Source organism: Bacteroides sp. OM05-12 (genome assembly GCF_003438995.1).
In the GTDB taxonomy this organism is placed as follows: Bacteria; Bacteroidota; Bacteroidia; order Bacteroidales; family Bacteroidaceae; genus Bacteroides.
On record NZ_QSUN01000021.1, the window covers coordinates 58,402 to 71,069 of the forward strand.

Sequence of the window (12,668 nt, forward strand, 5' to 3'; positions counted from 1 at the left end):
ATGGCTTTACATTCGGATAAAGAAATATTCAAAGAGTTAATCGCATTGGCAGCAGACCATTTCGGTTACGAACAGTCACATATAGAAAAGGATTATTGGGTATGCAAAATACTCAAAGAGATTGCTTTGTCCGAATATAAGGAAAAGGTATTCTTCAAAGGTGGAACATCTTTATCAAAAGCTTATGGCTTGATAGAACGCTTTTCGGAAGATTTGGATTTGTTCGTTTTTACCGGAAATACAGCAGCATCCAAACAAGCGGAAAAAACATTGAATAAGAAGCTATCCAAATTCATAATAGAACAAAACGCTGGCATATACCGTGAAGAATTATCCGAAACAGGTGGAAACTTCCGTAAATTGCTTTTTTCTTATGAGAATGTTTTTAAGGGTGTTGGACTGAAAGAAAATTTGGAAGTAGAAATAAAATCCTGTGATTTATCCGATAAAAAGCAAATGTATTATCCGGCTGATACTCGTATTATCAAAGCAATTATCACCGCTTTTTTGGAAAATATAGAACGACAGGATTTGATTCAGGAATATGAACTGGATGGTTTCAAAATACAATGTATCAATCCAAGAAAAACCATCTGCGATAAAATTTCAAGACTTGTCAAATTGTCTTACAACGAAGATGCTGTAAATTTACTGGCAAAGCATATCCGAGATATTTACGATTTATGCCAGTTGTTCCACACTTCTGAATATAACCAGTATTTGCAATCGGAGGAATTTTTGGAAGCCATGTACCGGGTAACGGTTGAAGATGGGCTGAACAAAAATTCTAAGTCGCATTTATCGCTGGCTGATGCTCCTATTTTTAAGTCAGCAAAAGAAATGATGGCAAAGCCTGAAATTATGGTGGCGTACACTTCCGATTTGAAGAAACTGGCTTTCGACAAACAAAAAATGCCCTCGATAGAAAAAGCTATTAGCACAGTGGAAAGCATACATGGAAGATTAATCAAATTTGAAATTTTTAGAAAAAATAAAATATGAGAAGCAAAGTTACAACAAGTGATAAGAGTATTGATAATGCCGGAATCCCATCCGATTATAAGTTAGCTATTGCGGAATATATTTGGAATAGTTTTGATGCTAAAGCATCCAATGTTAATATTCAGTTTGAAGCCAACGAATTAGGACATATTTCCTATTTTGTCATATCAGATAATGGAGAGGGTATAAACTTATCTACGATTGCATCAACCTTTGGAGCATTTCTTGATTCACAGAAACAACAATCGTATCAAAGAACTTCTGATGTTAGAGGGAAAAAAGGAAAAGGACGTTTTTCTTTTATTAATTTTTGTTCCAAAGCTATTTGGAAAACACGATATAAAGCGGAAGATGATTCAATTCTCCAATATGAAATAACAATCAGTGCAGGGGATAAAGACCATTACGAAACTGATAATAAGCAAAAGATAACATCCGGGACTACTGGTACAGACGTGTTTTTCCATGATTTAAAAGATTTTTCAGCCGGACATTTTTATGCTCCATCTTTTAGTGAATTTCTTGCACAGGAATTTGGTTGGTTTTTATATCTGAATAAACAGAAAGGTTATACACTAACCATGAATGGGAATGCAATTGATTATGAATATTTAATTGCAGAATCCGAAACTATTAACGAAACAATTTCTGATTATGATTTTGAAATCTCCTATATTAGATGGGAAAAGAACATCGGAGATAAATTTTATTACTATTATTTGAAAAGTGATAAATTTGAATTAGGTAAGGAACTGACATCATTTAATAACAATGCAATTAACTTCTTTCATAGTTTGTACATAGTTTCCCCCTATTTTGACAATTTTATTTTTGAAGAAAAACCTTATCCAAGATTGGACGGAGTAAAAAACCAATCTGACGAAACATATAAAATCCTAAAAAAGAGACTTCTTACTTTATTAAGGGAAAGAGAAAAAAGATTTGTAAAAGAAGATGCCGCCAATAAATTAATTGCAGATTATGACAGGAACGGCATATTACCTGTATTCAGAGATAATAAATATGAAAAAGAACGCAAACAAGATTTACTTAATGTAATCAAAGAGATCTATTGCATACAGCCTAAAATTTTTAAAGGGCTCAAGAGAGAACAATCGCAAACTTGCGTTGGTTTTTTGAATCTTCTTTTAGATACAGACGAAAGAGAAAATATACTCTCGATATTGAATAGTATTGTTTCTATCTCAACAGAAGAAAGAGTACAGTTAGCCCAAACATTAAGAACAACTTCATTAAGCCGCATATTGCGGACAATAAAAATGATAAAAAACAGGTGTGAGGTTGTTGAGCAATTAAGGAATCTTGTTTTTGACTTAAAGAAGTTTTCTACTGAACGAGAGCATATCCAATTAGCAATAGAAGATAATTATTGGCTTTTTGGAGAACAATTTCACTTAGTTTCAGCGGATGAAACATTTGAAAAAGCATTATCTAACTATCTGTATGTACTGGATGGAGAAGAAAAGAAAGAACAAATTAATTCTCCTGAACATAATAGGCGACCCGATATTTTTATGTGTAGAAAGCATAAGGTAGCTGATACAACTGATTTTTCAAATATGTTGGAAGAAAATGTAATCGTCGAATTAAAACGACCGACTGTTACGATTGGAAAAAAACAATTCCGACAAATTGAAGACTATTTAGATTTGATAAAAGGAGAAGAACGTTTTAATAGTCAAATGCGTTCATGGAAATTTTTTGTTGTAAGTAATAAAGTGGATGACTTTATAAAAGACCAATATAAAGCGTTTCAAGATAAAAATAAAAGATTTTTAGTCCATATCAAAGAGCAATTTGAGATTTATGCAATGACTTGGGATGATATATTTCAACTTTTTGAAATAAAGCATAACTTTTTATTGGATAAATTAGACTTCGACAAAAAAACGATTGAAGAAGAAATAAAATTATATGCTAATAATCGTGTGGCAGCAGATAGAATAGTGAATAATGTCAGGAAATTAGAAACTTGGTAAATAACCGATATGAACTTTACAGATATAAGAGAACGTCTTACTGGGATTAGTTGTCCATTTTTTGGCATATCATGGAATCCAACCGAAATTGACCGAACGAAAGCAAATAGAATCATTCGCTTTTTAGAGGATAGAAGAGTATTATATAATCCGTATGAACAAGAGTGTCCCGACCATTGTGTTCGCTCTATAATTGAAATTAGGCATTATTTGACAGATAAAATTCAGGAAATTTCGCCTGATACTCAACTTTATGGGTTTGTTAGCGCAATGCGAAAAGCCTCCCGGAAATTCTTAAATCAATTTTCAGACAAGGATAAAGATGTTCGTTTATATATAAATAATTACGATTGTATAAGTAGCTGGAAATTCAATTCAGCTTTAGGTGAGTTAAGAGGTACATTTGGAATTATGATAGCTCAAATAGCGGTTGCTTATGGAATTAATGTGGAAGAGGAATTAGCTTCAATTCTTCCTAATAAAGAGGAATAAAGTTTGACATAATCTACAATCATCAGTTGCAGAAATAACCAACATACTAAAAGTACCCCAGTTTTCCAGTTATTAGTTGGAAAATTGGGGCATATATTTTAGTTCTCGTCCTTTATCAAATACCGTAATTCAGGGTCATTTTTTATACGGGTGATTTCATCCTCTACAATCTGCTGGACTTCCTGCTTGACCCGGTTGTAATTTGCCTGTATTTCTTCCTGCATCCGGTCGTTCCCGTCCTCGTCCCTGAAATCTATGATTTGGGGCAGCTTCTTGTAGTTGGCTGTTTCCCTTTTCACTTGCTCGTTATCCACCACAATTTCCGCATGGAATATTTTCTGTTCTATCCGTTCATCGAAATTGTCACTGACCGCACCCACAAACATACCCTGCGTCAAGTTGGATATTTTACTGGGTGGTATCAGGCTATCCATCTGCGTACTGATAGAGGTTGATTTATCATTCCGGTTGATAGTCATGCTTTGCCGTTTTTGTAGTACCTTTCCGAAACGGTCTGAAAGCGTTTTTGCTGTTTCAGAAACCACCTGACCGCTAAAAATATTACCAACCGTATTTTCGATTACTTTGCTTTCCTTGTCCCCATAATCCCGGCGTAACTGGCTGAAATCCTGAAAGCCCAAACAGACCGCTACCTTGTTGCTTCGTGCCGTTGCTATCAGGTTATCCAGTCCCCGAAAATAGATAGTAGGTAATTCATCAATGATTACAGAACTTTTCAGTTGGTGCTTCTTGTTTATCAGCTTCACGATACGGGAATTATACAAACCCAAAGCACAGGAATAGATATTTTGGCGGTCGGGATTGTTGCCTACTACCAAAATTTTAGGTTCTTCCGGATTGTTTATATCCAGTGAAAAATCGTCCCCTGTCATTACCCAATATAAGGCCGGGCTTATCATACGTGAAAGCGGAATTTTAGCACTTGCAAGCTGCCCCTGAAGCTGGTCTTGGGCGTTGGATTCCCATGCGTCCATGAACGGTGAAAGGTAGTTTTCCAGTTCGGGATAACTGGTTAAAATCGTAAATGTATCGGAGTATTTCTTATTCAGGAACTCGATGGCGTGTGGGAATGTACAATACTTTCCACCCTGATAGATTTTCAAAAACCATATTATAGAAGCCAGTAAGATAATCGGACTTTCCACAAAGAAGTCTCCCTGTTTGGTTATCCAACTGCGATTCAAATTTAACATGATTGTATAACTGGCTTCGTATGCGTCTGATATGTCCGTCATAAATGCCGGATTTATCGGGTTGCATCGGTGGCTTTTACGTGGGTCGTCAAAGTTAATCATGTAGAATTTCGGTTGTACCTTATACCCGTCTAAATGGTTGATTAAGTGATTGTAAGCTATCTCCGAAAGGTCAGGAAATTTGTAGTCATAAATATAAACAGCAAAGCCTTTTTCGATTTGCTGTTTTATATAATTATTGACTATCGCATACGATTTTCCTGAACCGGGTGTACCTAAAACCATGCTTGCCCTGAACGGGTTTACAATGTTTATCCACCCATCGTTCCACTTCTTTTTATAGTAGAACCGGGTCGGCAGGTTGATAGAATATTCGTTTTCTATCAGGCGTGTTTCCTGTGCGAAACTTTCATTTTCCAAATTAAACACATCATCCATCAGGTTATTTTTCAACAGGCGGGAAATCCACACTCCGGCAGCCAATAACGAAAGATACCCGGCTGTCATGGTAAAGATATACAATGCCGTGTTTGCCGCCAGTGGCAACGGTAAAACCAATAACCACCAGTTCAGGAAGAACAGGATAAAACCGATTGTCAGGAATACATAAATCTTGTTCCATGTGATTTTTTCCTCTTTCACTCCCTTTGTTCCCAAACAGGAAAGCGCAAGAAATACCACTGAAAAAAGTTTGGTATATAGGATATTGGAGAACAGCCCGGCGGTACGCTGGAAGTTCAGCAGGATTTTATCGACTACCCCGATATTGATACCCCATTCCCGGAATGACTGATAACAAAACCAATAGATGTTTATCACTACAAATAAAATACTGATTGCCCGCATAAAGTCCATGACCTTTGCAAGTCCTCTTAAATCATCTTCATTCTGCATAATTGAAATTTTTATAGTTATTAAATACGTCTTTGTTTCTTCTTCTTTTTCTTCTTGGGTGGTGGAACTTGGCTGTTGTCGGGTGGCGTATCGTCCCCATCGGATAACAGGCTGAACAGTCCCGCAATGGCTTTTCCTGTATTTTCAAGGTGTCCGGTCGGGTTATATTCCGGTTTTTGTTCCTGCGTTTCCTGTTTACTGTTTCCCGTCAAAGTACGGGAGCCGGAAAACAGGTCATTGAACACATTGGCGGAAAAGTCCTTTCCCAACCGTGAACCGTTCAGGACGGTACGGTTTTCGTGGTCGATGAATGTTACACCGTATATCCTGCCTGTATCGTTCTGCCGGAAAAGAACATCTATGCCTTTCGCTTTCAATTCCGTAATAAGCTGTTCCCGGCTATGGGCGGATTTCATCACTGCGCCGACCGTCCGGCGGGTACGCTCTTTCAGGTTCTTGTCCTGAATGTCCTTTGCGGATTTCTTGATGTGTCGCTGGATGGCTTCGTAACCTACCGACTTACCCAAAGAGGAAGATTTGAACGGGTTTCCCTGTTTCTCGCCGTTATCATTGGTAGCCGAATAGACAATGCCGTTATAGGGTTTACCGTTCACTTCCCCTTTCACTTCTTCCGCCTGTACATTATATATAGATAGCAACGCTTTGTATTCCGTGAAACTTTGGAAACGGTAGCTGCTGGCAAGGGCTTTCACCGTATTGGCTAACTGGTGCTTTACGTCCCCTGCCCGGTAGTCCACCTTTTTAAGTTCGGGGCGGTCGGCAGCCTGTTTCTTTTCCGCCGGATGCAGACCGTACTTCTGTTCCAGTTCACGGGTGATTTGTTTGCTGCGGATATGCTCGAACTTGTCGTTTATCTTTTTGCCCGTTTCATCCACCCGGATGGAAACTATATGTATATGATGCCTTGCAATATCTTCGTGCTTGTAAACCATATACGGCTGGTTGCCGTACCCCAACTTATCCATATACTCTTTGGCTATATCCGCAAGCTGGCTGTCTGAAAGTACATCGTCAGGGTGCGGGTTCAGGGAGATATGGATAATCGGTTTTTCCGTTTTCAGGTCTGCGGGCAGGTGCATATCGAAACATTCCATACATCGCCGGATGCTGAAATTTCCGTCCTCGCTTTCAAACATACGGTTACTTAAAAGTACCTTTCCCTGTTCTTCATCCACCTTGTTTTGGTTGTAGGAAAGCGCACCGAACAGGGAACTGCCTACGCTTATCTTTGCAACCATCTTGTTTCAAACTCACGGGTCAGTTCAATAATTTGGCGGTTCAGGTCGGCAAGTTCTATCGTTGCCTTTTCCAGTTTATAGAGAAAAGCGAGTGCTTTCTTCTCCGAAAAATTGGTATTGAGAGCCTTTACCACCTGATTATAATTCACGGCTATACCCCTGTACTGGGAATATAAAGCGGTCAGCCGGGTATAATATTCTACCGCCGCCTTGTCGATTTTAATCACTTTGAACGGTTCGCCAAAGATGCGGGCGGTGATAAAATGCGCTTTGGTGCGCATACCCGACTGGTCGAACAATGCCAAAAAGCGGGCGTGGTCTATCGCATTGAAGCTGATAGAGTACCGGAACACTGCCGGGTCTGCTTTGGGCTTTCGTCCTGCGCCACCCGGACGGGACGCATTTTCATTTTTCTGTTTCATGCTACATTTCTTTAAAGGGTTACGACTTCGGAGTGACCCTATCCCGGCTTCGTCCGGGCAAGGCGTTCAAAGCTGCTGAAAGAATTTCAAGCTGCTTAGAACACACCTTGCTATTTGCCAGTGCAAATAAAAATCCGCCTACGGACGGATTGGAGTTAGCGGAGATTGGAACGCTCCCGACACCGGGGGCTTGGTTAGCCTGACCGATACCTTTCGGTTGCAAAGTAACAGGTATTAAAAATGCTGTGAAATAGCGGGTTATAGGACAAATGAGGACAAACGGGGACATTTGAGGACACATCTCGAAAGGGGTTGTTTTTCTACGTTTATTTGTCCCGGATTTCAAGAAAGATAGCAATATGGATAGATGGAAATATGTAACGGAAAGCGGACGGAAAGAAAGCGGTTTTGAAAACTTGAAAACAAGATTTCAAGATTGCAATCTTTCAAGAAAGCAGGAAAGCAAACCGGATGGAATGATTGAAAGGAAACGGTCATTCAATCGGGAAAGCAAACTGTCTGCAAAGAAAACAAGCTGTCTTTGTGGAATGAATGAAAACAAAAAAGCAAGAAAGAAAACAGGCTGTCTTTGTAGAAAGGAAGCAATCATTCCGGCTTTCGAGCTTTCAACATGGAACGAAAGAAAACCATCCGTCAATCTGTACGGATGGAATGAAATAAAGATGTATCACAAAAAAGAATTATTACAATGAAGAAAGAAACCTTGTATGTGGCTTTCTCCACCCAAAAGGGCGGGGTCGGCAAAACAACGTTCACCGTCTTGGTGGCAAGTTACCTGTATTACCTCAAAGGGTATAACGTGGCGGTCGTGGATTGCGATTACCCGCAGCATTCTATTTCCGCCATGCGCAAACGGGATGCCGAACAAGTAAACGGTGACGATTACTACAAACAGCTTGCCTTTCACCAGTTCAAGACGCTGGGAAAGAAAGCGTACCCGGTCTTATGCAGTTCGCCGGACGAAGCGATAAAAACGGCGGATGAATTTCTTGCGTCTGCCGGGTCGGATTATGATGTGGTCTTTTTCGACCTGCCCGGAACGGTGAACAGTGAGGGTGTTATCAATTCGCTTTCAGGGGTGGACTACATTTTCACTCCCATAGCCGCCGACCGGGTGGTATTGGAAAGCAGCCTTTCCTTTGCGGTGGCTATCGACAAACTGCTGGTAAGGAATGAAGCGTGCCGACTGAAAGGGCTGCACCTGTTTTGGAACATGGTAGATGGGCGGGAAAAAACAGACCTGTACACCCTGTATGAACAGACCATCGGGGAACTGGAATTAGCCCTTATGAAAGTATTTATCCCGGACACCAAAAGGTTTAAAAAGGAACTGGACGCACAACGTAAAACCGTGTTCCGTTCTACGCTGTTCCCGGCGGACAAACGGCTGGTAAAGGGCAGCAACATGGAAGAACTGATAACCGAAATCGCATACCTTATAAAACTGTAACGATATGGCAAAGCAAAGCGGCGGGAAACCGCAAATTGACGAGGATTTTATGAAAGAGATTATTTCACAGGGCTTGCCCGTGAAAAAACAGGAAATGCCATCGGTGGCGGTGGAAACACCGGATAAACCGGACGATAAAACGGGTACTGTGGAAACGGCAGATAAACCGGAAATCAAGGCAGAACCAAAGGAAGAAAAGGCGGTGAAAGAACCTGCCCGCCGGAAAAAGAACACTCCGGGCGACTACCGGGAAACCTATTTCATGCGGGTGGACTTGACCGACCGCCAACCGTTATATGTCAGCCGTACCACACACGAAAAGCTAATGAAGATAGTAACTGTTATCGGCGGACGCAAGGCAACCGTGAGCAGCTATGTAGAAAATATCCTGCTCCGGCATTTCGACCAGTTTCAGGACGAGATAAACGAACTGTACGAAAGCAAATTTGAAAAGCCGTTCTGATATGTTGAAATGGTTTATTATCGGAACACTTCTGTATTACGCCGTTCTCTTATGGCGATACAGGGATAGCTTGGGAACATGGTTCACGGGTGGGAAAAAGCAGCCGGAACAACCGGAAAGCAAACCGACCGTGAAAGCCGGAAACGGTGATTGTCTTGTAGGTGCAAGCCGTTACCGGATGGGACAAATGAGGACAAACGGGGACATCTTAGGACACCTTTCAAAAGGGGTGGATAATGCTTCTATATTTGTCCCGCAAAGCGATGAAACGGTAACTGAAACACCTGCTGCGCAAGCGATTGAAACCGAATTTGAAATGGAATTTGAAACGGAAAATACGGAAGAAACGGACGTTTCGGCGGATGAAATCGAAGCGGAAGAAATCGCCTGTTACATGGGTGAGGGTGAACCGGAAATGGCGCAAGGTATCACACTGGGGGAACTGGCGCAAATGGTTCAGGTCATTCAGATAAAACAAGCATCCGAAACGGAAGAACGGCAAGCGGTACAAACCATCTGCCGGACGGAAACAAACCTGTTTCATTCGCTGGTGGAGCAGATTAACGGGGGCAGGTCACGGGTGGCGGAACTTTTACAAAAGCATGAGATACCCGTGCCCGCCACTGTCCCGGCTGCCGTAAGTAATGAAATGGCAGACTTTGACATGAACGATTTTCTTTAATGGTAAACTTTAAATAATAAGATGATGAAACAAAGAGATTACGGTTAAGACAAACCTTTCTGAACACTGGGGAACACTCCCCACAACCACAAAAAATCAATTATTAATCACTCCGCCGGGCGGACTATCCAACCGCCCGGCAATTTAAAAATCAATGTATTTATAATGAAAAAGAAAGTTCTCTTTTCGGCAGTCGCTCTATTGGCTGCATCCTCTGCTTTTGCACAAGGTAACGGCATGGCGGGTATTACGGAAGCTACCAACATGGTAACATCCTATTTCGACCCGGCGACAAAATTAATTTACGCCATCGGTGCGGTGGTGGGCTTGATTGGCGGCGTGAAAGTCTATGGCAAGTTTTCTTCGGGCGACCCTGACACCAGTAAAACGGCGGCTTCTTGGTTTGGTGCTTGTATCTTTTTGATTGTCGCTGCCACTATCCTACGTTCATTCTTCCTCTAAAGAAATGGACTATGGCAGACTATCCGATTAACAGGGGGATAGGCAAGCCAGTTGAGTTTAAAGGGTTGAAAAGTCAGTATCTTTTCATTTTTGCGGGCGGGCTGTTAGCCCTGTTCGTGCTTTTCATCATCATGTACATGGTAGGCATTAACCAGTGGGTGTGCATCATCTTCGGCGTTACTTCGGCAACGTTGCTTGTATGGCTCACATTCCGGTTAAACGAAAAGTACGGGACACACGGGTTAATGAAATTGTCCGCACGCAAAAGCCACCCTTTCCATATCATCAACCGAAAAGCCATATCCCGATTATTCCATTTAAAACAAGCATCGAAATGAGAAATATATTAAAAGCTACTACGCTGGAAAACAAGTTTCCACTGTTCACGGTGGAAAACGGGTGCATCGTTTCCAAAGACGCCGACATAACGGTGGCGTTCCGGGTGGAACTGCCGGAACTGTTCACCGTCACGGCAGCCGAATACGAAGCGATACATTCCGCTTGGAACAAGGCGGTAAAGGTGCTGCCCGATTACAGCATCGTTCATAAACAGGACTGGTTCATCAAAGAAAACTATGCGCCTGACATCCAAAAGGATGATTTGAGTTTCCTTTCCCGTTCCTTTGAACGGCATTTCAATGAACGACCGTTCTTAAACCATACCTGCTATTTGTTTCTGACGAAAACCACAAAGGAACGCAGCCGGATGCAGAGTAATTTCTCCACCCTTTGCCGGGGCTTCCTTGTCCCCAAAGAGATAAAGGACAAGGAAACGGTTACAAAGTTCCTCGAAGCGGTGGGGCAGTTTGAAAGCATTATGAACGATAGCGGTTTCATTACCCTTACCCGCCTGACTTCGGACGAAATCACCGGGACAAGGGAAGCGGCGGGTATCGTGGAAAAATACTTTTCACTCTCACAGACCGATACCACCACACTGAAAGATATTTCACTGGGGGCTGACGAAATGAAGATTGGCGATGATATTCTTTGTTTGCATACCCTTTCGGATGCGGAAGATATGCCGGGCAAGGTGGGAACAGATACCCGCTATGAAAAGCTATCCACCGACCGGAGCGATTGCAGGTTATCTTTTGCTTCTCCGGTGGGCGTGTTGCTTTCCTGTAACCATATATATAACCAGTACATCTTCATTGACGACCATACGGAGAACCTGAAACAGTTTGAAAAGATGGCTCGCAATATGCACTCCCTTTCCAAATACAGCCGTGCCAATCAGATTAACAAGTCTTGGATTGAGGAATATTTGAACGAAGCACATTCACAGGGGCTTATCTCCGTGCGATGCCATTGTAATATCATGGCTTGGAGTGACGACCGGGACGAACTCAAACACATTAAAAATGATGTGGGGTCACAGCTCGCACTTATGGAGTGCAAGCCACGCCACAACACCACCGACACGCCGACCTTGTTTTGGGCGGGAATACCCGGCAATCAGGCGGATTTCCCGGCGGAAGAAAGTTTCTATACATTCATCGAACAGGCTCTTTGCCTGTTCACCGAAGAAACGAACTACAAAAGTTCGCTTTCCCCCTTTGGTATCAAGATGGTGGATAGGGTCACAGGAAAGCCGTTGCACATTGATATTTCAGACCTACCCATGAAAAAAGGTATCATTACCAATCGCAACAAGTTCATACTTGGGCCGAGTGGTAGCGGCAAGTCATTTTTTACCAATCACATGGTGCGCCAGTATTACGAACAAAATGCGCACGTCCTACTGGTTGATACCGGAAACAGTTACTTGGGTCTATGTGAAATGATTAACCGGAAAACGCACGGGGAAGATGGGATATATTTTACCTATACCACTGAAAACCCGATAGCGTTTAATCCTTTCTATGTTGAAGATGGGGTATTCGATATTGAAAAGAAAGAGAGTATCAAAACGCTTATCCTGACCCTGTGGAAAAGGGATGATGAAGCACCCACACGGGCGGAAGAAGTGGCTTTGTCAAATGCGGTTAGTTCCTATATCGAACTGATTACTAAGGACAGTTTGGTTACTCCCTGCTTCAATACATTCTACGAGTATGTGAAAAATGACTACCGGGCGCACCTGCAAGAAAAGAACGTCCGGGAAAAGGATTTCGATATAGACAATTTCCTGAATGTATTAGAACCTTACTACAAAGGGGGCGAATACGACTACCTGCTGAACTCTGACAAAGAGCTTGACTTGCTGCATAAACGCTTTATTGTCTTTGAGTTGGATAATATCAAAGGTGCGCCCGTCAAGGCGGCATAACAAACGTCTCTTTAGCAAGAGATTAGGTAAGTGTT

13 protein-coding genes and 1 pseudogene are annotated in these 12,668 nt (G+C 41.9%); 10 read left to right on the forward strand and 4 right to left on the reverse strand.

Features of this window, described 5'->3' with window-relative positions:
• The 3 genes from DXB63_RS14025 to DXB63_RS14035 are packed head-to-tail and all read left to right on the forward strand — an operon-like array spanning position 1 to position 3,494.
• Complete coding sequence (locus tag DXB63_RS14025; RefSeq protein WP_122127036.1) at positions 1-1,002, forward strand: nucleotidyl transferase AbiEii/AbiGii toxin family protein; 1,002 nt, start codon at positions 1-3, stop codon at positions 1,000-1,002.
• Positions 999-3,002 carry an ATP-binding protein gene (locus DXB63_RS14030; protein WP_122127037.1) on the forward strand — a complete coding sequence of 668 codons (2,004 nt, stop codon included), beginning with the start codon at positions 999-1,001 and terminating at the stop codon, positions 3,000-3,002. Before DXB63_RS14025 ends, DXB63_RS14030 begins: the two co-directional genes overlap by 4 nt.
• Before the next feature lie 9 nt (positions 3,003-3,011).
• Positions 3,012-3,494: a DUF6650 family protein gene (locus tag DXB63_RS14035; protein ID WP_122127038.1), complete on the forward strand. Its 483-nt coding sequence runs from the start codon at positions 3,012-3,014 to the stop codon at positions 3,492-3,494.
• Positions 3,495-3,592: 98 nt separating this feature from the next.
• On the opposite strand, the gene mobC is transcribed toward DXB63_RS14035, so the two are convergent.
• Genes mobC through DXB63_RS14055 form a run of 4 tightly spaced genes read right to left on the reverse strand, consistent with a single transcriptional unit; the run spans position 3,593 to position 7,572 of the window.
• On the reverse strand, positions 3,593-5,602 hold the full coding sequence (mobC, locus tag DXB63_RS14040) for a conjugal transfer protein MobC (RefSeq protein WP_122127039.1): 2,010 nt from the start codon (positions 5,600-5,602) through the stop codon (positions 3,593-3,595).
• 20 nt (positions 5,603-5,622) lie between these two features.
• Complete coding sequence (mobB, locus tag DXB63_RS14045; protein ID WP_122127040.1) at positions 5,623-6,861, reverse strand: conjugal transfer protein MobB; 1,239 nt, start codon at positions 6,859-6,861, stop codon at positions 5,623-5,625.
• On the reverse strand, positions 6,846-7,283 hold the full coding sequence (mobA, locus tag DXB63_RS14050; protein WP_044301308.1) for a conjugal transfer protein MobA: 438 nt from the start codon (positions 7,281-7,283) through the stop codon (positions 6,846-6,848). The genes mobB and mobA overlap by 16 nt, the downstream gene beginning before the upstream one ends.
• A 19-nt stretch (positions 7,284-7,302) precedes the next feature.
• Positions 7,303-7,572, reverse strand: coding sequence for a hypothetical protein (locus tag DXB63_RS14055; RefSeq protein WP_122369099.1), 270 nt, complete (start codon positions 7,570-7,572; stop codon positions 7,303-7,305).
• Positions 7,573-7,642: 70 nt separating this feature from the next.
• On the opposite strand from DXB63_RS14055, the gene DXB63_RS14060 reads away from it, so the two are divergent.
• The 7 genes and pseudogenes from DXB63_RS14060 to DXB63_RS14090 all read left to right on the forward strand — a co-directional run.
• The gene (locus tag DXB63_RS14060) at positions 7,643-7,996 is read left to right on the forward strand and encodes a hypothetical protein (protein WP_122127041.1); all 354 of its coding nucleotides are present in this window, start codon (positions 7,643-7,645) and stop codon (positions 7,994-7,996) included.
• Entirely contained in the window at positions 7,993-8,754 is a 762-nt protein-coding gene (locus DXB63_RS14065; protein ID WP_122127042.1) for a ParA family protein, read from the forward strand. Before DXB63_RS14060 ends, DXB63_RS14065 begins: the two co-directional genes overlap by 4 nt.
• Before the next feature lie 4 nt (positions 8,755-8,758).
• Positions 8,759-9,217, forward strand: a complete 459-nt coding sequence (locus DXB63_RS14070; protein WP_007216061.1) for a DUF3408 domain-containing protein — start codon at positions 8,759-8,761, stop codon at positions 9,215-9,217.
• 1 nt (position 9,218) lies between these two features.
• Entirely contained in the window at positions 9,219-9,899 is a 681-nt protein-coding gene (locus DXB63_RS14075; protein ID WP_122127043.1) for a hypothetical protein, read from the forward strand.
• Between the two features lie 165 nt (positions 9,900-10,064).
• A complete protein-coding gene (locus DXB63_RS14080; protein WP_007216059.1) occupies positions 10,065-10,361 on the forward strand; it encodes a DUF4134 domain-containing protein in 297 nt (98 codons plus the stop codon).
• Between the two features lie 11 nt (positions 10,362-10,372).
• Positions 10,373-10,699 (forward strand): DUF4133 domain-containing protein, encoded by a 327-nt coding sequence (locus DXB63_RS14085; RefSeq protein ID WP_032529744.1) that lies wholly within the window; start codon positions 10,373-10,375, stop codon positions 10,697-10,699.
• Positions 10,696-12,609 (forward strand): annotated as a pseudogene (locus DXB63_RS14090) (TraG family conjugative transposon ATPase); the annotation flags it as partial. The gene DXB63_RS14085 and the pseudogene DXB63_RS14090, both read left to right, overlap by 4 nt.
• Between the last annotated feature and the right edge of the window lie 59 nt (positions 12,610-12,668).